Origin of the sequence: Croceivirga sp. JEA036, assembly GCF_011882165.1 — a bacterium.
Lineage (GTDB): Bacteria > Bacteroidota > Bacteroidia > Flavobacteriales > Flavobacteriaceae > Croceivirga.
This window is the reverse complement of the sequence record NZ_JAATON010000004.1, coordinates 330,930-351,661: the sequence shown is the minus strand read 5'-3', so window position 1 is coordinate 351,661 and position 20,732 is coordinate 330,930. Positions and strand designations below refer to the sequence as shown.

Below are 20,732 nucleotides of genomic sequence, written 5' to 3'. Positions count from 1 at the left end.
TTATTTTAAATTTTGATTTGCAAGGTAGCATAAAATGTTCTGGGTTCTGCTGGGATAATCCCTGGCCCTGGATAACCTGTTGCCCTACGGGTAAAATAAGTAGTATCTAAAAGGTTATTAATACCCGCTTCTAACTTATATCTTTTGTAGGTATAGGACAAAGAAAAATCTAATATATCATATGCTGGAATAGCCCCTTCTATCCCTCTTTGATTATCTGTTCTATCTTGTTCCGCATTGGTGGCATCTGTAAACTGTTGCTCTAAATAGGTGTATTGCAAACTTCCTAACAAATTGCCATAACCAAAGCTTAGCCCTGTTTTTAAATTCACATCTGGAATAAATTCTACTTCATTGCCCGCCACCCCTATTCTTTCAGAATCTACATATTCCGAAGCTGTTAATGCCATGTTGGCAAAATAGTTGAGCTTTATTTTATCCGATTTAAAATTAAGCAACGACTTTAAATTTACATCCGCAAAAGTCTCTAAACCATAGATAAAAGCAGTACCAATATTACCTCTTTTACGGACGATACGGCCTGTTGGCACTTCTTGGCCTTGTGAGTTGGTACGTGTCTCTTCTTCTAGTATTTCCCCTAACCGGTCATCATAATACAAGCCAAAAATACTAGCATCGTAAGATAAAACATCTGATATTCTACCACGTGCACCAAAATCTGCGGTAAAACCAGACTCATCACTTATGTTTGGGTCTATCTGAAAGCTTGGATTTACGACTCTAATATCACTAAAAGTGATAGACCTATAGTTCTCTGAAAAATTACCATAGAATTCTAAATTGCTATTGGGTTTATAGGAGAGTCCTAGTCCTAACAAGAAGAAATTACGTTCAAAATTTCTATCATCGGCAATTTCCTCATTTAGTAAGGTATTGCCCGCTAAGTCTTTTACAATATTCTTATACGTTCCATTGCTTTCCGTATTAATATACTCCCATCTAAACCCGGGCGTCACAGAGAACTTTTTGTTTAGGTTAAAAATATGTTCTCCAAAAACTGCAAAATTTAGATTAGGAAAGGTAAAACTTGATTGTCTTTCATAATCTGGAAACTCTGTGGTTGCAAAATTAAAATCGGCATTTGCCGCTGCAGAGCCAGGACCTTGTTGTTGCTCGTTGTAAGTTTGGTAATACTTAACGCCCAATAAAGCTATTGCATCTTTATCTTGTATTTTATATCTGTGTAACACCCGAGCCTCGGCGCCAATATTACTAAAATCATCTACCAACAACTCTCTTGGTTCTTCTGTGTCATCTAGCTGGCTTACCCTATTCGTCCTAAAACCGAGTGCACTACGTGATGCCTGTAAACCTGTTAGACTTAGGCTAAAATCTGTTTGTACAGAAAAGCTATGTTCTAATTTTAAGTTGTATAATTTCCAGTCAATATCAAACCAGTTTCTTTCTCTATTACTAAAAGATGGGTCTTCTATAAATTGTGCATCGGTAAGGCCGCCTGGTTGTTGGGCCAAATAATCCAATAGCGTAACTTCTCCGCTGAGCTTTGTTTTATCTGACAGTTGATATCCAACATGTGTATGAAAATTACGACTACTAAAATCAGAATTGGGCCTAAAACTACTTCCCTGTTTGTAATTAAAAAAAGTATAATAACTTAACTTACCTGTAGTACCGGATAAACTATTGAAGCTGGTAAATAAATCATAAGAACCTACGGTTTGCCTAGAAATCAATTCTATTTTTTTTGTAGGATTCGGTTTCTTAAACACAAAATTTATAAGACCCCCAAACTGCGGACCATATTGCAAAGAAGCAGCACCACGTACCACTTGTATTTGCTCCAAAGCTTCCGCTGGTGGGCTGTAATAACTTTCTGGATAACCAAGGGCGTCCGCACTAATATCATACCCGTTTTGTCTCGTATTAAAATTAGCCGAACGGTTGGGGTCTAAACCTCTACCCCCAATATTTAATTGCAGACCTGCATCGCCATAATCAAAAATATTGAGTCCAACCACCTGGTTGTAAATTTGCCGCGGATTATTGGCTGCTAAATTGCCTACCAAGTTATCCATCAACACTACTTCACTCTTTTTACCTGCATAGATAGCGGTACCTTCTACCGTTTTTAGTTTTTGTAAGGCGAAAACTTTTTCCCGTTGTTGGGATAAAACCACTTCTGACAACTGTTGTGCCTGTAATGGTTTTAAAGTAATGTCTACTGAAAAAGGCTGGTCAAAGGTTAGTTCCTTCTCATACACCTCGTATTCCAATGAAAACACCAGAATGGTATATTTACCTACAGGTATATCTGTAAAAGCAAATGTGCCTTTGTCATCTGTTGTCTGCAATTCTTGTAACTCTTTTAAATACACCTCTGCATCTGCAATAGTTGCCCCTTCTTGGTTTTTTACGGTACCTGTTATAGTCAACTGTGCCCAAGTAGTAGTAGCGATAAAAAGTGCAAATAGTGCATTAAATACCTGTAATCTCATCTTTAAAAGGTAATATCCAGTTTTTAGGTTTGAATGATTCTTTTTCTTGAGTTAAGTCGACTTTTGGGTCTATGTAAGGTTGACTTAGCCTACCATTTAGCGACACATAACTTTCTACATAAATGGCGATGTTTTTATGCCCTTGGGCAGTAAAATGTTGCTTTAAATAATGTGCATATTCTAGAATGAAATCCGGTTGAAAACTCATTTGTTTTTCTTGAAATGTGGTCAAAAAGTCCGAATTATCAACATAAAATTGTTTGCTGGTTTTGGTATCTACCACCTTAAACTGCGCGTAACCCGATTTTTCCATGAGCATTACCCGCCATGAAAAACGATACCCTTCTTCTGTCCAAAACAATTCGCCCGGATACAAAAGGTAACGCCATGGGAATATCAATTGAAATGCCATAAAAATAACCAATACTCCAGTTGCTAATTTTGCCTTTATTCCTTTAGGTTGATATACCCTTTTATTTTGAAAAAGGGCTATGGAAACCTTAAGTCGTTTCGCAATCCATTCTATTATTTTCTGATGAAAGCTAGCATCGAAAAATACCAAAGCAGAAACTATCATGATGTACGGAAACATCCCAATAGGAAATAATACCCGAGTTAACACATGAAAAATGACTACCATTATAAATGCGAATTTGCGCGTTGGCTTGTAAAACAGTAGAAAAGGAATAGCCAAATCATACAAAGCGCCGGTATAACTAAATGCATAATGCACCCATTCTAAGCCCATAAAGTCACCAATAAACGGCACATCAAACTTAGAAGGCAACCAAATTTTTAGGGGCATTGCTTTAACCAACCAATCTGAATTTAGCTTTGCCAAACCCGCATAGAAATAAACAATACCCAATAATAGTTTTAAGACTAAAATGCTCCACGCTGGAATAAATTTTGCTCTCATTTTTTCGCTTTTATAAGCATCCCATGAAAAATAGCGTTCCGCAGGTAAAAAGAACATTACAAAAGCTAATACTGAAATAAAATAATAGTGGTTAAGGTAAGTAGTTTTATCCATCAGCTCTATATAAGAAAAGCTGAGAAAGAATAGCATTATTGCTAAACGATATTTGATACCTACAGCTACCATTACGGCGGTAATAGCACAAACTATAAATAACACATAAGTAAAATTTCCCAAAGGTTTTACCCATTCAAAACCATAATAGGTAAAATGGAAATTGGGTTCTAAGTAGAGTTTCTCTATCCAGCCGTTGGCCCAAAACCTTAGAATACTTAAAAACATCATTACACCAAAAAAAATACGAAAGACCGCCAAAGGGGCGGCCTCTACAGGTTGTATTATTTTTTTTTGGAGTTGAGCAATCATCTAATCCCCGTCTGCATCTACAAAATCTACTGCAATACTCATGGCAGAAACCATATCTACCTTTAACATGGGCACAACCAATTGCAATTGGTCATACGCATCTGCAATACTTGCTGTATTGCTTTCTATCTCTTCTTTAAAAATACCTAAACTGTCAAAGGAATCTCTAGCGTTATCTAACTGCGCGTTAATCAAATTTTCTAATTCCTCCCCATTTTTAACGCTATTCAAAGCCACCAAATAACTTGCCAAGCTTTCTCCCTTAGCCGAGCTTTGAAAATGATTACCATTAAAAAAATCTTGAAAAGCATCTAAACTAGCTAACAATAAAACTTTACTATTTGCTGGACTATAAAAAGCCTCTAACGTATTAGGAGCTGCAGTACCCGTGAATTTACCAATAGGGATACCTACTTTACCTGCCCGCAAGAATTTTTCGTAATAAAAAATAACATCGTTTACCAAGCGGTCTGTACTGGCAGTTGCAGAAGCACCGTCATTAGCTACAAACGTATCTCTATATCCGCTTGTCCATGCGGTTGTTACTGTAGAAACCCTAGATTGAATATCTAACACAACAGCTTCTAAAAAATCTAAATGGGCTTGACCGGCAGTTGCATCTTGATAAACTGCAACAATTTCTGCATCTGTAGTTGCTAAACCGTTTAACAGGTAATCCATAGCAGGAAATCCTTTGGTATCCCTATTGGAAGGTAAATCAAAACCGTATGTACCACTAGAAATAGCATTCTTAATGGCGGGTACATCTGTTGGGTAGATATTAATGTTTAAGCGTAGGTCATTATCCTCTGCAGGACCAATCTCGAACATAGAAATGGTTTGCCAATCCTTGTACGATGTCAACCAAGCGTTACGCAGAATCGTTAAATTTTCTATTGAAACATCTGATTTAAATGCGGCGTTCGCAGCCACGACGGCATCAAAATTGGTATTAAAATTCGCGTAAGCAGGAATGATAATATTATCTGCCCAATTGCTCAGCATGGCACCACGGTCAAAACTAACATTCACTGGACCATCATCTTCTTGGCTACCATCATCTGTTGCATCAGAACTACAGGCCCAAACTAAGAACGAAGTAAGCACTACTCCTAAAATCCAAATCTTCCCTTTCATTTCCTAATTTTTATTTATTCTAATTAAGCGAGGACAAATATAAAAAAGGGGAGTTGAAATATTAACATATTTACTCCCCTTTTTTTAATATTAACGCTTTTGTTCAATTAATTAGCAGCCTCCTCTAAGGTAAAACTGAAGGCATTTGCAATAGTTTCTGACAAGGCATCCAAAGTTTCTGGAGTAACATCCCATAAACCGTTAGTACCATCGCCTAAAAGTTGCGCTAACATTTCATCTACCTGCTCTTTATTAAAGTAAGGCGATTGCTTGCTAGTATCTCTAGTAAATTGCAAACTGTATACAAAACCATAGCCTTCTGACAAATCATGAAATACGGTTCCGTAAGCAGGAGAATCCTTTTCCAATTCTAATTTTGCCTGTTGTAGATAATAAACCGCTCTTACACCTATGATAGTAGATATTTTATCTTGAATAAGTTCTGCTTGTTGATCCCGTACGGTATATTGCTTGGCAACAATGGCAGCTCTACCCAATTTAAAAGCTTGAAAAATATCATCTGCAATACCGGCAAAATCTTCATCACCCTCTACTCTACCCAAGTATTTATTTAAAAAATTATCTGCTCCTAAATCTGCGTTAGGATTAGCCGCGTCTGCATTTTGGCCAAATACATAACCGTAAGCCTCATCCCATTTGTGCTCCATAGTGGTATAGTTTTTACCATCTTCAGTAATGCCTGCACCGTTATTATCTGGGTTATCACCAGCATCCAACACAGCCGTACTTAAATAATTATTAATGGCTTGGTCTACCATTAAAGCCCCAATTAAAGATTTGTTGAACAGTTGATTCATCTCTAAGCCTTGGGCATTTACATATCTGGTAGAAGAACCATCTGCTAGTTGCCCCGCTACGCCAGCAGTAGCAACTGAATTCCAATTAGGAAACACCTCTTCTACCTGTACCTGTAACCAAGAATTAAAGTCAGCTCTAATTTCATTTTGCTCAGCAGTATTAGCAGCGAAATAATCTGCAGATGCTGCAGTTTTAGTTATTAAGTTCTTATCCGATGCATTTAAATCTGCATCAGTAAAATCTGCTGCACCTTCTTCGTGCGCATACATAGCCTGCAATGCATCTAAGGTAGATGTTGGGTCCATCATCTTAGCCAAAAGCTCATCTCCCATATCTAATCTTGTAGTTTGGCCAGAAAAAGAAACCGTGGACTCACCATCTCTTTCAAAAGTATAGGAGGCTGGATTTTCAATTTGTATTTCATCAATTATAACATCATCACCATCGTCGTCTAAAGAACAGGATGTAAAAACTGATAATCCTACAACTACTGGAAGAATCTTTTTAATCATAACTTTTATTTAGATTTGATTTAAATAAATTTAACAACTGCAAAAATACTCCTCCTTAGGAATTACACAAATTTTATTTAGACTTATTGTAAATAATAATCAAATTATATTTTAATGATATGCAGAAAACAACTCGGTTGCTTTATTATAGGCAGCTTCAAACACCATCCAATTCACCCCTGTATTCACTTTTTGTGCAGTAAAATAAGAAAGGACTTTTTCTGTAGGCATGTTACCTGTTAAATCGTCCTTTGCCATGGGGCAACCACCAAAACCTTGAATTGCACCATCAAAGCGCACGCAACCGGCTTCATGAGCTGCCTTAACTTTCTCATGCCATTGCTGAGGGGTGGTATGTAAATGTGCCCCAAATTCAATTTCTGGATATTTAGGAATAAGATTAGAAAATAAATAGGTAATATCTGCTGCAGTAGAACTCCCGACGGTATCTGAAAGTGATAAGATTTTACTCCCCATACCTGCTAGTTTTTCTGTCCATTCACCCACAATATCTACATTCCACGGGTCGCCATACGGATTACCGAAACCCATAGAAATATACGTTACCACCTCTTTATTACTTTTATCCGCCAATTCTAGGATTTCGCTTAAAATTTCTACAGATTGGGCAATAGTTTTATGGGTATTCCGCATTTGGAAGTTTTCTGATATTGAAAAAGGATACCCCAAATACTGAATTTCTGAATGTATACAGGCGTCTTCTGCTCCACGCACATTAGCCACTATAGACAATAACTTGGTTTGGGTTTTAGACAAATCTAACATACCCAGAACTTCTGCTGTATCTTGCATTTGCGGTATAGCTTTTGGCGAAACAAAACTTCCAAAGTCCAACGTATCAAAACCGCAACCTAACAAAGCTTGCAAATACCTCACCTTCTCCTTAGTAGGTATAAATGGCTTTATGCCTTGCATGGCATCTCTAGGACACTCTATAATCTTTACTTGCGGTTTAGTCATACTTCCAAAATTACTACTATTTGCCAGAAAGCAACAAAAAAACGGCAAGACCTAAAAAGACTACTATTTGCAACCATTTAAAAAAATGAGGCGCTAAACGCCATCGTTTTAATTTATCAGAAATACTACCTGCAAGAACAGCAATAGCACCAAAAATTGTAAATGAAACCCCAATAAAAATAAATCCTAAAATGTAAAACTGCCATATATAGCTTAGTTCTTCACTAAATAAAAAGCCAGGAAAAAAAGCCAGAAAAAAAATGGTCACTTTTGGGTTTAAGACATTCATCCAAAAACCTTTTTTAAAAAGTTGCACGTTGGACTTTTGAGCTTCTGGGTTCGCCTTCAAATCAAGGACAGCCTTACTTTTAAACACTTTAAAGGCTAAATACAAGAGGTAGATTGCTCCAAAAACTTTAATGCTCCAATAAATGGTTTCATTACTCTTAATTAAGCTAGATACACCAAATGCCAATAGACTGGTATGGATTAAACACCCCATCATTAACCCAACTACTACAGCCAAGCCTTGTGTTCTACCATACACCATACTCTGTACTAATACAAAAATATTATCTGGCCCTGGAGCAATGGCTAAAGTTGCCGTAGCTATACAGAATGCTAAAAGAATCTCGTAACTCAATTGCGTGCAATTAAAAGGCTAAATTTACAAAGAGATTTAAGAGAATTCCTTACCATAAAAAATGAACTAATGAAAAATTACATACTAATACTATTGTTTTTAACTCTAGCATTACCCATTAAAGCACAATATACGCGCATGGAAAAGTCTAATGACAGTTTACTAAGACATATGGTTTTGTTTTCCTTTAAAAAAGAAACCAGTCCAAATAAAATTTCTGAAATAAGCAATGCCTTTAAAGCGCTACCACAAAAAATACACGTTATTAAAGATTTTGAATGGGGTTTAAATAATAGTCCGGAAGGGCTAAATAAAGGTTTTACGCATTGTTTTTTTGTCACCTTTGAAAGTGAAAAGGACCGTGAAATATATTTACCACACCCAGCGCATCAAGATTTTGTAAAACTTTTAGATAACCAGCTAGAAGATGTTTTAGTGGTAGATTATTGGACTAAAAACTAAAATTCCCTTGCAACTAATGCCTTATTTATTTTATTAAGCAAGGCTGGACCTTCATAAATAAAACCAGTGTATAATTGTACTAGAGAAGCTCCTGCTTTTAATTTAGCCAAAGCATCTTCTGCAGAAAAGATACCGCCAACCGCAATTATAGGAAAACTCCCATTACTATGATAGTGTAAGAACTCAATAACCTCTGTGCTTCTGTTGGCAAGTGGCTTACCACTTAAGCCTCCTTTTTCTTCTACTAAGGTTAAGTGAGATTTTAGTCCCTTTCTAGAAATGGTAGTATTAGTTGCTATTACACCATCTATAGCACTTTCTTTTACAATATCTATAATATCAAACAATTGCGCATTGGTAAGGTCTGGCGCTATTTTTAAAAGTATCGGCTTTTCCTTTAGCTTCGCCTGTTTGGCTAGCTTAGCATTTTGCCTTTTTAACTTATTTAATATTTCCAATAAAGGCTTTTTATCTTGTAATTCTCGCAACCCTGGAGTATTAGGAGAACTTACATTTACTACAAAATAATCTACATGGCTAAAAAGAGCATCAAAACAAATAAGATAATCTTTTACAGCTTCTTCATTAGGAGTTACTTTGTTTTTACCAATATTGCCACCAACCAAGACTCTATGTTTCTTTTTTAAGCGTTCTACCGCATCATAAACCCCTTTGTTGTTAAAGCCCATGCGGTTGATTATAGCCTTATCCTCTACCAACCTAAACAATCTTTTTTTAGGATTACCTGCCTGGGGTTTCGGGGTCAATGTTCCTATTTCTACAAAGCCAAACCCAAAATCTGCAAACTCATTGTACAATTTAGCATCCTTATCAAAACCTGCTGCTAATCCAATAGGATTTTTAAATTTGAGACCAAAAACTTCACGTTCTAACCGCTTATCCTCAAAAACGAATATTTTTTTGTACAATCCAGTAAGTCCTAACCTGGAAAATAGCCTAATAAAAAAGAAAGAAATATGGTGTGCTGTTTCTGCATCAAACAGGAATAAAACAGGACGGAGGATAATTTTGTACATTAGGTCTAATTTCTTGCAAAAATAGGGGTTCTATTCCCTTATTTTCAAGGGCGCTGCTTTTTTTCGTTAAAAGACTTATCCACATAAATAGGTATACGTTGCACACCATTACATAATAGCACATAGGCATTGTACTGTTCAACGGTAAAAATCCCCAACAAACGCTTATCTACAAGCCTCATATTCGCTTCCATACTATCTAATAAGGATTTTTGCTTGTATGCCATGGTCCGCAAGTCTTCCAAAGTTTCTTTAGGATGATTTCGCAACAAGGATTTCAATTTATTCTGGTGTACTTCATTCCTATAATTCATTTCTGCGCCCCAATTTCTAAGTTTTTCTTGTTGGGTATCTGTCAACTTAAAAAAGTCGATAATTGCTTCATCGTCCTTACCTCCTATACCCAATAAACAAGTCTCTTGAGCACTTATATTGATGTTGAAAATGCCATTTAAAATTGCTGAAAAGAGTATGATTTTATGATTGTAAGATAATTTCATTTTGGGTTGAAAAAAGATAGAAGCAGGAATATACCTTATTTTTGATAAAATGCATTTTTATGGAACATTTATTAGACCGATTTCTTTCTTATGTAAAAATTGATACACAGAGTAATCCCGAATCTCAAAATACACCAAGTACAGATAAACAATGGGATTTGGCCAAGAAGCTCGTATTAGAATTACAACAAATTGGACTAGAAGAGGTTTCTATAGATGATAATGCCTACATCATGGCAACCTTGCCGAGCAACACTACCAAAGAGGTACCTACCATTGGTTTTATTTCTCATTTTGATACGAGTCCAGATTTTAGCGGTACCAATGTACATCCTAAAGTAATAGAAAATTACGACGGTGAAGATATCGTATTGAATAGCGCAAAGAATATAGTGCTTTCTCCTTCTTATTTTGAGGATTTACTAAAATATAAAGGGCAAACTTTAATTACTACAGATGGAACTACCCTTCTGGGAGCAGATGATAAAGCAGGAATTGCAGAAATAATTACGGCTATGGAGTATTTAATTCATCATCCGGAAATTAAACACGGTAAAATTAGGATTGCCTTTACCCCAGACGAAGAAATTGGGCGCGGTGCTCACAAATTTGATGTTGAAAAATTTGGGGCCGAATGGGCATATACCATGGATGGTAGCCAAGTGGGTGAATTAGAATATGAAAATTTTAATGCGGCAGGAGTAAAAGTTACGTTTAGTGGCAAAAGTGTACATCCTGGCTATGCTAAGAATAAAATGGTTAATGCCATACAGTTAGCTAATGAATTTATAAGTCTATTACCAAAACATGAAACGCCAGAAAACACTGCTGGTAGAGAAGGTTTTTTTCATGTATACCATACTGAAGGAAGCATTGAAAACGCTAGTATAGCACTTATAATCCGCGACCACGACTCCGAACATTTTGAGGCTAGAAAAGAGCTATTATCTGCTATTGCAGAAAAAATCAATTTGAGATTTAAGGAACCTATGGTACACGTAAGCATTACTGATCAATACCGCAATATGCGAGAAAAAGTGGAACCTGTTTTCCATATTATAGAGATTGCTAAGGAAGCTATGGAATCTTTAGGAATTACCCCAATTATAAAACCCATCAGAGGAGGTACGGATGGTAGTCAACTCAGTTTTATGGGGTTACCATGTCCTAATATTTTTGCTGGGGGACATAATTTTCATGGGAAATATGAGTATGTTCCTTTAGAAAGTATGCAGAAAGCTACAGAAGTTATTATTAGAATCTGTGAACTTACTTGCACGCAAATAGAAAAGGATGGAAAAAAGTAAAACGGCAGAAACCTATTACAATACTCCGCATCAATATCAAAAAGCATTATTAACATTACGGAAGTTAGCATTGCAAACTGAGGCTATTGAAACCTGTAAATGGGGTATGCCAGTATACACTTATGCTAAAAAAAATGTTTTTGGTATTTGTCGCTTTAAATCTCATTTCGGAATTTGGTTTTATAACGGCGTATTTATGGACGACCCGCTCAATATTTTGGAAAATGCCCAAGAAGGTAAAACCAAGGCCATGAGACATTGGAAATTTACTAGAGAAGACCAATTAAACGCTAAACAAATACTTCTTTACCTAAATAATGCTATTGCCAAACAAAAAGAAGGTAAGGTACACGTAGCCAGTAAAGAAAGTACAAAACCACACCAACTACCAACCGTATTAGTGGTATGTTTAGAAAGAAATAATTTAACTTCAAAATTCAATGCCTTTTCACCTTATAAGCAAAATGAATTTATAGTATATATTACCAGCGCCAAACAAGAAAAAACTAAAACTACTAGACTTGCCAAAATAATACCATTGATTGCTGCAGGTATTGGCTTAAATGATAAGTATAGAAAATAAAAAAGCACCCTAAGGGTGCTTTTTTAATCCATTAAAGTTTGGATTATTTTTTAGCAACAGCGCTAGGATTTAATTTTTTACTCGCCTCCATAGAAATAGCGGCTCTATCAAACTTTAATCTCCCTGCCATGGTTTCAATAATGCAAGAGTTATCATTGTCATTCAAATCAACAATTTTGCCGTATAGGCCACTCTTGGTCATAATTTTATCACCCTTTTTTAATTCTGCTGCAAATTTCTTCTCATCTTTCTGACGCTTCATTTGGGGTCTTATCATAAAAAAATAAGCGACCACAAAAATCAATAAAAGCGGAAGAAACTGTTGTACTGCTTCCATCTATAAATATTTATCCTTTTTTCATTGGAACTGAAATAGCAGCTCCATCTTTTGGCGTTACAAATGCCTTAATTCTTAACAACTCAGACCCTTTTGCGGTATTTGCTGTTACTGTAATTGTTTTGGTTACTTGGTTTTGCCCACTACCGTTAAATTTCACTAATAACTCTCCAGAATCCCCTGGTGCAATTGGCGTGTTCTTAGGATACTCTGGTATTGTACATCCACAGCTACTCTTTGCATCTGTAATAATCAAAGGTCCATCACCAGCATTAGTAAACTTAAAAATAGTTTGTTGCGGAGTACCGTTTTCTATCGTACCAAAATCGTGCTCTGTTTTATCAAACTGCATCACAGGTACTTTCTTAGCCCCCTCATCCCTAACAGAAGCGGTTTCTACGTTCTCCCCAACAATCTTTGCGCTTGCTTTATCTTTACAAGCAACCGTACCTATTAGCAAGGCACCCATAGCAACTACGTAAATTACTTTTTTCATGATTCGGTGTATTTATATCTTCAAAAATAATCAATTCCTAATTAAAGTAAACCCCTGCCAATTTTCTGCATCTTGCCATTGGCCTTGTATTCCTTAACTACTTTATCTAAAATTCCGTTAATAAAGATGCTACTTTTAGGTGTGGAGTATTCTTTAGCAATTTCTAAATACTCATTAATGGTCACCTTTTCTGGAATAGAAGCAAAATGCACAAACTCACATATAGCCATTTTAAGTAAGATGTGGTCTATCTCTGCAATCCTATCTTTATCCCAATTTGGAGTTTTGGCAGAAATCTCTTTCTCCCACTCTGCATTATTCAACAAGGTTTTAGACAACAAGTTTTTTGCATAGACCATATCTTGTTCATCTTTTAGCAACTTGGGCAAAAAGAAACTAAAAGTACTGTCTTCCTTTGCCTTTTTAAGACGCTTTACTATAAAGGTATTTACAATAGGGATATCGTCTACCCAAGTAAGTTTATCGTCCTCAAAATACTCGTAAATTTTGTCGTTGGGCGCTACCACTTCTTTAAACAGCGCAATTACAATTTCTTTATCCTCTTCGTAACTATTTTCGGTAGATTGCATGTATTTCTGGTACAATTTACTCTCTACCATATCTTTATAAATAATCTTAATATATTCTTCATTAAGATACCAATTGTTCAGTTTTCTAGAATCTAAAGCCTCTTTTAAAGCCGAATTTTCTGCCAACTGTACCAATAATTTGTTATGGATAAATTTTTCTTTATTGGGAAAGTTATCCTGTTCATCTGCCAGATATTTTTTGGATGATGCGGATACGTGTTTTTGAGCAAGTTGGTGTAATTCTAACAACAAACTCAACATTAACAAATACAAACTATAAACATTAGCGATACTCACGTTTAAAAATTTCTGCTGTTTTTCCAATGAGTCGTCTTCTGACTGGATTAACGCATAAATACACTGCATCACCTTAACTCTGATATGCCTTCTTGTTAGCATTTAAAAGAACTTTTCTTTGATTAGTATTTGATTAACGCCGCAAAAGTAGTACTATATTTCTTCCCCACCTATGACCTTATGTTATCTTATCAGTTTTATAACATTTGTTTTGCTGTTGATACGCTATCTTTGGCCCTTTGTGATTATGAAATAATGGACCTGCCCGCTAGATGAAAGAGCTAAAGCACCTAAATAAATACTTTAAAAAATATTGGTTTAAATTACTCCTTGGCATTTTAATCACCATTATTGCTCGGGTTTTTTCCTTAGTTATGCCTTCTTACGTAAGCAAATCTATTAATGTAGTTAACCAACTTACTACAGATGCCATAGATAAGGCCACGGCTAAAGAATTACTACTACAGTACATTTTGGTAATAATAGGTACTGCCCTGTTATCAGCCTTATTTACCTTTTTAATGCGCCAAACCATCATTAATGTTTCTAGGTATATTGAGTACGATTTAAAAAATGAAGTATTTGACCACTATCAAATCTTAAATCTGAATTTTTACAAACGGAACAGAATTGGTGATTTAATGAATAGGATAAGTGAAGATGTTACACAGGTACGTATGTACGGAGGACCTGCCATAATGTACGGCATACAAACATTGACTCTTTTTGTTTGTTTAGTTCCACTAATGTTTATCAAAGCTCCAACTATTGCGTTTTACACTTTAATCCCATTACCTATACTATCCGTTTTAATTTATCAAATAAGTAAAATTATACACCAACGCAGTACTAAAGTGCAGGAGTACCTCTCTACCCTATCCACTTTTGCTCAAGAATCATTTTCTGGTGTTGCGGTAATTAAAGCGTATGGTTTAGAACCTCAAATTAACGAGGATGTAGTTGGTTTAGCTACAGAAGGCAAGAATACCAGCATGGACTTAGCTAAGGTAAATGCTTGGTTTTTTCCATTAATGATTTTGTTAATTGGTATCAGTAATATTTTTGTTATTTACATTGGAGGCAAACAATACATTGATGGCGAAATTAGCCTTGGTGTTATAGCTGAATTTATTTTATATGTAAATATGCTTACCTGGCCAGTAGCTGTCGTAGGATGGCTAACCTCCATAGTACAACGTGCAGAAGCGTCTCAAAAAAGAATCAATGAGTTTCTAAAGGTTACTCCAGAAATAAGCAACACGAGCGCTGCTAGAAGTACTATAAGTGGCAAGATAGAATTTAAAGCAGTTTCTTTTACCTATCCAGACACAGGTATTTTAGCCTTAGATAAGGTCTCTTTTACCATAAACCCTGGAGAAACCGTAGCCATTTTAGGAAAAACCGGCTCTGGTAAATCCACCATTCTAGACTTGGTAGCCCGTCTTTATGATGCTACGGAAGGTGAAATACGCATAGACAACATACCTATACAAGAGGTTAATCTGGACGATTTAAGGAACAATATTGGTGCGGTACCGCAAGATGCCTTTTTATTTTCTGACACCATTGCCAACAACATCCGGTTTGGCAAAGAAGATGCCACCCAAGCAGAAATAGAAAAAGTAGCTAAAGCCGCAGTGGTTCATAAAAATATTAAGGGTTTTACCAACCAATACAATACTATATTAGGAGAACGTGGTATAACCTTAAGTGGCGGGCAAAAACAACGTGTATCTATAGCAAGAGCCCTTATAAAAGACCCCAAAATCTTTTTGTTTGATGATTGCTTATCTGCAGTCGATACAGAAACAGAAGAAAAAATATTAAATAATCTTAAATCTGCTTCCGAAAACAAAACAACCTTAATCGTTAGCCATAGAATATCTTCTGCAAAAAGTGCTGACAAAATTTTAATTTTAGAAGACGGAAAAATCATTCAGGCGGGCAGCCATCAAGAATTGAACAACTTAGAAGGTTATTACAAGCAATTATATCTTGATCAATTAACAGAGAAAGATTAACATAAAAGTTGCTATATTATGATTTTTTTTACATTTTTGACAGAATATTGCACCTATTGAAATTAGACACTACACCAAATGAGCGAAAAAGGATTAATGGAACAGGAAGAAATTTATTCAAAAGTTTTACGGGCGGGGAGACGGACGTATTTCTTCGATGTTAGAAGTACCAAAGCTGGAGATTACTACTTAACAGTTACAGAAAGTAAAAAATTTACCAACGAAGACGGTTCTTTTCATTACAAAAAACACAAGATATACCTTTATAAAGAGGATTTCGATTCTTTTAGGGATATCATGTCAGAAATGATGGATTACATCATTGAACACAAAGGACAAGAAGTTATTTCAGAAAGACATCAAAAAGATTTTAAAAAAGAAGATTTTACTCTGGAGAACAACACAGCAGATAGTTTTACAGATGTAAACTTCGAAGACATTTAATATTGTCTTAAATATTTAACAAAACGACCTACCAAAATAGGTCGTTTTGTTATTTTTAAGGATGACTAATTCAAAACCATCCTTAATGAAAATCAGACTTTTTTACATCCTAGTCTTGCTTGGCTTTGGGCTATACGCACAACAACCAACGCTAGACTATTACTTACCAAAAAATATTACCTACAACCCAGCAATACCTACCCCAAAAGAGGTTATAGGTCACGAAGTAGGAGAATGGCATGTAACACATGATAAACTTCTGTTTTATATGCAAGCATTAGCAAAAGCAAGTAATCGTATTACCATTGAAAATCGCGGAACCACTTTTGAAGGCAGACCTCTAGTTCTTTTAACGGTTACGGCACCAGATAACCATGCCAAGTTAGAAGAAATAAGAACTAACCATCTACAACTTACACAAAGCAACGGTAATACCCTCAATACAGCAGAAATGCCGGCTGTAGTTTACCAAGGATTTTCCATTCATGGTAATGAAGCTTCTGGATCCAATGCTGCTCTGGCATATGCTTATTATTTGGCAGCGGCTCAAGGCTCAGAAATAGAAGAAAAACTAGATAATTTGGTAATTCTATTAGACCCGAGTTTTAATCCAGATGGGCTGCAACGTTTTGCGTATTGGGCTAACATACATAAAAGTCAAAATTTGAACCCTGACCCCAATGAGCGAGAATACCATGAGGTGTGGCCAGGTGGCAGAACAAATCATTATTGGTTTGATATGAACCGTGATTGGTTACCTGTTCAATTACCAGAGAGTAGAGCTAGGATAGCTACATTCCATAAATGGATGCCCAATATTTTAACAGACCATCATGAAATGGGCTCCAATTCTACCTTTTTCTTTCAACCTGGAGAACCTACAAGAGTACACCCATTAACTCCTAAAATAAATCAAGAACTCACCAAAGAAATTGGAACATACCATGCTAAAGCCCTAGATAAGATTGGCTCATTATATTATTCAGAAGAAAATTATGATGACTATTACTACGGCAAAGGTTCTACCTTCCCAGATGTAAATGGCAGTATTGGAATTTTATTTGAACAGGGCAGCTCTAGAGGTCATATTCAAGAGAGTGAGAACGGAATTTTAACTTTTCCTTTCACGGTGAGAAATCAGTTTACAACCGCTTTATCTACTATAGAAGCTGCCAATAGCATGCGCAGTAAGTTATTAGATTACCAACGTACTTTTTATAAGAACATGGCCACTAACGCTAGTAAAGATAAAGTTAAAGGGTACATTTTTGGGGACGAGAAAGACCCTGCCAAGGCTTGGCACTTAGCAGAAATATTAGAGCGCCAACAAATTAGGTTTCATGAATTGAAGAACGACACTAAGGTTGGAAGTAAAAACTATAAAAAAGGAAGCGCATACATCGTTCCAACAAATCAAAGAAATCCAAGGTTAATTAAGGCGATGTTTGAAAAGCGTACCACGTTTACAGACAGTTTATTTTATGATATTTCTGCTTGGACCTTTCCTCTCGCTTTTAATTTGGATTACCAAGAATTAAGCAGTATTACTACGGCAGGTAGCCCTATAGAAAAATTAGAACCTATTACAGGTAAAATAACAGGCTCCAGTAATTACGCTTATCTTATGCCTTGGAATCCGTATTACGCTCCAAAAGCTCTTAATACCATCTCGCAAGCAGGCTTAAGAGCTAAAGTTGCTAAATCCCCTTTTACTTTAGAAGGTAACCGCTACGATTATGGTACTATTATGATTCCCGTACAAAATCAAAAGTTAGAGAAAGATGAACTCTACACCCTTTTAAAAGAAGTAGCAGAAGATAATAGCTTAATCATTACTGCGGTAGGCACAGGGTCTACCCTAGGGATAGATTTAGGTAGTAACGAATTTGACCCTATTAAGAAACAAAGGGTAGCTATGTTGGTTGGCAATGGTATTAGCCCCTATGATGCGGGAGAAATTTGGCATTTGTTTGATACTCGTTATGATATGCACATCACTAAAATAGATACTGACTATTTAAACCGTGTAGATTTGAGCAGATACACGGATTTAATTATTCCAAGTGGTTGGGGCAGCAATATGCTAGACCAACAAGCAGCGACAAAAATTAAAGAATGGGTAAAAGATGGCGGCACCGTTATTGGTTTTAGAAATGTAGCCAGTTGGTTTAAGAATAATGATTTTCTTAATCTAACTATGTTAAAAGACACCACTTTAAAAGCAACGAACATCCCGTTTGATAAACGAAGAGATTTTAGAGGAGCACAAGTAACAGGTGGCGCTATTTTTGAAGCAAAGTTAGATTTGAGCCATCCCATTGCATATGGTTACAAGAACGATAAGATAAGTATGTTTAGAAATACTAACATTTATCTTAAAGCCGAAGAGAACAGCTATGAAAACCCTATTCAATACACCAGTAACCCATTGCAAAGTGGTTATATCTCTGAAGAAAATGAAGCTTTAATAAAGAACAGTGTACCTTTTAAAGCAAAACGTTTAGGGAGTGGTAAGGTTATCTTATTTACGGATAACACCAACTTTAGAGCTTTTTGGTACGGCACCAATAAATTAATGATGAATGCTATCTTTTTTGGCGATAGCATGTAAATAAGTAGAAATAAATATTTTATAAAACCCACCTAAATTGTTAGGTGGGTTTATTATTTCTTTTCTATGCACCCAGACTTAACCAGAAATAGGTTTAATCCAAAGTGCGTCAAAATAAAAATTAAAGCCGTTAAACCATCCCAAATCACTGTAAAAAGACTAAACATTAAGAGGTATAGCAAAGTGCTAAACAGTAAGGCATACATAAATCTAAAAGTATCCACAAACTCTGGCTCGGGAATCTTGGGTACTATAAATTTCCTCCAGCTAAGTAGTAAGGGAAAATTAAACAACCACAATAAAAGTCTTCCCATACCAAAACCTGACTTTGCTGCTTCAATATTAAGACCATTTAAATCATCTACCCCAATATCTGCCACCATCTTATTTACTTCAGAAGGATTTAAAAAGTCGACTTTTCTCTTTCTTAAATAATCCAGAACAACACTATACTTATTTTCATCAGCTATATGTGTTGTCAAAGTCTTTAAGGCTGTACTTACTTTTTCTTTTAAGTCTGTAATACCATTCTCAGTAAAAAAACTGTGATGAGTAACGTTGATAGGAGCTCCATATTCAATAGCACAAGAATCTACAAAGTACGTTGGCATAACATAGTTTTGACCTACTGGAACAATATATAATGGCTTAACTAAATGATTGTGCAAAGCCTCGTCTACAATTCTGGTAAAACCTTTACTTAGTGGCCGTACTCTTTTTTTAAGATTATGATTTGCCTCTGGAAAAAGAAGAATAGATTGGTCTTGTTTAAGTAATTCTCCACAAAATGCAAACACCGCCTTGTTCTTTGCCAATTGAGACTTACCGTCTCTAATTCTATAGACCGGCATCATTTGTAAATACGTAAAAAACTTTTTTAAGTGCTTATTTTTAAAGACATCAGCACGTGTTAAATACCAAGGTTTTCTAGTGTTATGCGTTGCAATTAATAAAATATCCAATAACGCATTCTGGTGATTAGATAAAAATAAAACTGGGGCATCCGTAGGTATATTTTCTACCCCTTTTACTCTAATTCTTCTGTAATAACAGTGTAAACCAATTTTTATCCAATAAAATAATAGCTGATAGCCTAGTTGCTTCATTATACCAATGCTTCATTTTTGTTGGAGTATCTTCCCCAAATTCCTCCTATCAATAATCCAGATACAAGATGCCATATTCCCCAGAAAGCTGTGAGTAGTGCCATACCACCTAAACCATCAAAAAAAGTAAAAATCAACAGCAATCCTAACCCACTATTTTGTATGCCTGTTTCTATAGTAATGCTTTTAACATCAGCACTGTTTAGTCCCATTAATTTAGCTACAGAAAAGCCTGTAGATAATGCTACTGCATTGTGTAGTAAGACTAGCCAAAACACATAACTCACGTAGTCTAAAAATATAGCTTTGTTCTTGTATAAAGCCATAAAAATAAGAACTACAAAAAATAATAACGAAGCCCTCTTAAACCATTTTGCTATTTTTTTTGTTTGTTTTGGCAACTTATAGTTCAACCACATCCCTAAAGCAAGAGGAACAACCAACAAAACCAATCCTAATAATACCATATCTATATAATTAATAGATATACTTGTAAGTAATATAGCTGTAGGTTTATAATTACCTGCCCAGAAACTTAGATTTAAAGGAGTCATGAATACTGCCGCAAGCGTGGAAATTGCCGTCATGGTAATAGATAGCGCGGTGTTACCTTTTGCTAATTGCGTAATAAAATTAGAGACATTACCGCCAGGACACGCGGCAACCATAAACATACCTAAAGCTACAGAAGGTAAAGGTGTTATGATATTAATAAAAATAAACGTAGCAAACGGCAATAGCACAAACTGACTAATAACACCCGTTAGAATTACTTTTGGTTGACGGTAAATTTGCTTAAAATCTGAGAATTTTAATTCTAAAGCCACGCCAAACATGATAAAGGCTAAAATTACATTTAGCGTCCACAAAGAGCTTTTATCAAAATTAATGTGAACTTGGTCTAGTATATTTTCCAAGCAGGGAACGGTTTAGTTAGTTTCACAAGATACTTTTTTCTTATTAAAATTAGATTTCATCAATACTTCTTGTTTTAGTGTTGCCATTTATTTGGGTAGTTTTGTAAGAA

19 protein-coding genes are annotated in these 20,732 nt (G+C 35.7%); 6 read left to right on the top strand and 13 right to left on the bottom strand.

The features are described from left to right. Positions 1–5: 5 nt before the first annotated feature. From HCO57_RS12920 to HCO57_RS12895, 6 genes are all read right to left on the bottom strand, one after another. Entirely contained in the window at positions 6–2,477 is a 2,472-nt protein-coding gene (locus tag HCO57_RS12920) for a TonB-dependent receptor domain-containing protein (protein WP_167989355.1), read from the bottom strand. Then, the gene (locus HCO57_RS12915) at positions 2,458–3,822 is read right to left on the bottom strand and encodes an HTTM domain-containing protein (RefSeq protein ID WP_167989354.1); all 1,365 of its coding nucleotides are present in this window, start codon (positions 3,820–3,822) and stop codon (positions 2,458–2,460) included. Before HCO57_RS12915 ends, HCO57_RS12920 begins: the two co-directional genes overlap by 20 nt. Next, entirely contained in the window at positions 3,823–4,959 is a 1,137-nt protein-coding gene (locus HCO57_RS12910) for an imelysin family protein (RefSeq protein WP_167989353.1), read from the bottom strand. A gap of 107 nt (positions 4,960–5,066) precedes the next feature. Further along, positions 5,067–6,290 carry a DUF4856 domain-containing protein gene (locus HCO57_RS12905; protein WP_167989352.1) on the bottom strand — a complete coding sequence of 408 codons (1,224 nt, stop codon included), beginning with the start codon at positions 6,288–6,290 and terminating at the stop codon, positions 5,067–5,069. Between the two features lie 111 nt (positions 6,291–6,401). Continuing rightward, entirely contained in the window at positions 6,402–7,271 is an 870-nt protein-coding gene (locus tag HCO57_RS12900) for a hydroxymethylglutaryl-CoA lyase (RefSeq protein ID WP_136951278.1), read from the bottom strand. 16 nt (positions 7,272–7,287) lie between these two features. After that, positions 7,288–7,914, bottom strand: a complete 627-nt coding sequence (locus HCO57_RS12895) for a LysE family translocator (protein WP_167989351.1) — start codon at positions 7,912–7,914, stop codon at positions 7,288–7,290. A gap of 69 nt (positions 7,915–7,983) precedes the next feature. Here HCO57_RS12895 and HCO57_RS12890 point away from each other — a divergent pair, with 69 nt between their 5' ends. Beyond that, a complete protein-coding gene (locus HCO57_RS12890; RefSeq protein WP_136951280.1) occupies positions 7,984–8,376 on the top strand; it encodes a Dabb family protein in 393 nt (130 codons plus the stop codon). Here the strand turns inward: HCO57_RS12890 and HCO57_RS12885 are convergent. Together HCO57_RS12885 and HCO57_RS12880 are read right to left on the bottom strand one after the other, a co-directional pair. After that, positions 8,373–9,413 (bottom strand): quinone-dependent dihydroorotate dehydrogenase, encoded by a 1,041-nt coding sequence (locus HCO57_RS12885; protein ID WP_167989350.1) that lies wholly within the window; start codon positions 9,411–9,413, stop codon positions 8,373–8,375. The two genes, HCO57_RS12890 and HCO57_RS12885, sit on opposite strands and share 4 nt — an antisense overlap. Positions 9,414–9,457: 44 nt before the next feature. Further along, positions 9,458–9,913, bottom strand: coding sequence for a hypothetical protein (locus HCO57_RS12880; RefSeq protein WP_167989349.1), 456 nt, complete (start codon positions 9,911–9,913; stop codon positions 9,458–9,460). A 59-nt stretch (positions 9,914–9,972) separates the two neighbouring features. Between HCO57_RS12880 and pepT the strand changes: the two genes are divergently transcribed. After that, the gene (gene pepT / locus HCO57_RS12875) at positions 9,973–11,220 is read left to right on the top strand and encodes a peptidase T (protein ID WP_167989348.1); all 1,248 of its coding nucleotides are present in this window, start codon (positions 9,973–9,975) and stop codon (positions 11,218–11,220) included. Then, the gene (locus tag HCO57_RS12870; RefSeq protein WP_167989347.1) at positions 11,207–11,803 is read left to right on the top strand and encodes a YdeI/OmpD-associated family protein; all 597 of its coding nucleotides are present in this window, start codon (positions 11,207–11,209) and stop codon (positions 11,801–11,803) included. Before pepT ends, HCO57_RS12870 begins: the two co-directional genes overlap by 14 nt. A gap of 43 nt (positions 11,804–11,846) precedes the next feature. Here HCO57_RS12870 and yajC read toward each other — a convergent pair whose 3' ends face one another. The 3 genes from yajC to nusB are packed head-to-tail and all read right to left on the bottom strand — an operon-like array spanning position 11,847 to position 13,625. Further along, positions 11,847–12,140: a preprotein translocase subunit YajC gene (gene yajC / locus HCO57_RS12865; RefSeq protein WP_136951285.1), complete on the bottom strand. Its 294-nt coding sequence runs from the start codon at positions 12,138–12,140 to the stop codon at positions 11,847–11,849. Positions 12,141–12,150: 10 nt separating this feature from the next. Continuing rightward, positions 12,151–12,636 (bottom strand): DUF1573 domain-containing protein, encoded by a 486-nt coding sequence (locus HCO57_RS12860; RefSeq protein WP_167989346.1) that lies wholly within the window; start codon positions 12,634–12,636, stop codon positions 12,151–12,153. A gap of 41 nt (positions 12,637–12,677) precedes the next feature. Further along, positions 12,678–13,625, bottom strand: coding sequence for a transcription antitermination factor NusB (gene nusB, locus HCO57_RS12855; RefSeq protein WP_167989345.1), 948 nt, complete (start codon positions 13,623–13,625; stop codon positions 12,678–12,680). A gap of 170 nt (positions 13,626–13,795) precedes the next feature. Here nusB and HCO57_RS12850 point away from each other — a divergent pair, with 170 nt between their 5' ends. From HCO57_RS12850 to HCO57_RS12840, 3 genes are all read left to right on the top strand, one after another. Then, a complete protein-coding gene (locus HCO57_RS12850; protein WP_167989344.1) occupies positions 13,796–15,544 on the top strand; it encodes an ABC transporter ATP-binding protein in 1,749 nt (582 codons plus the stop codon). Between the two features lie 78 nt (positions 15,545–15,622). Beyond that, complete coding sequence (locus tag HCO57_RS12845; protein WP_136951289.1) at positions 15,623–15,988, top strand: PUR family DNA/RNA-binding protein; 366 nt, start codon at positions 15,623–15,625, stop codon at positions 15,986–15,988. A gap of 85 nt (positions 15,989–16,073) precedes the next feature. Continuing rightward, on the top strand, positions 16,074–18,599 hold the full coding sequence (locus tag HCO57_RS12840) for a M14 family metallopeptidase (protein ID WP_167989343.1): 2,526 nt from the start codon (positions 16,074–16,076) through the stop codon (positions 18,597–18,599). 53 nt (positions 18,600–18,652) lie between these two features. Here HCO57_RS12840 and HCO57_RS12835 read toward each other — a convergent pair whose 3' ends face one another. Together HCO57_RS12835 and HCO57_RS12830 are read right to left on the bottom strand one after the other, a co-directional pair. Then, positions 18,653–19,705, bottom strand: a complete 1,053-nt coding sequence (locus HCO57_RS12835; RefSeq protein ID WP_167989342.1) for a 1-acyl-sn-glycerol-3-phosphate acyltransferase — start codon at positions 19,703–19,705, stop codon at positions 18,653–18,655. After that, complete coding sequence (locus HCO57_RS12830; RefSeq protein ID WP_167989341.1) at positions 19,705–20,622, bottom strand: bile acid:sodium symporter family protein; 918 nt, start codon at positions 20,620–20,622, stop codon at positions 19,705–19,707. Before HCO57_RS12830 ends, HCO57_RS12835 begins: the two co-directional genes overlap by 1 nt. Between the last annotated feature and the right edge of the window lie 110 nt (positions 20,623–20,732).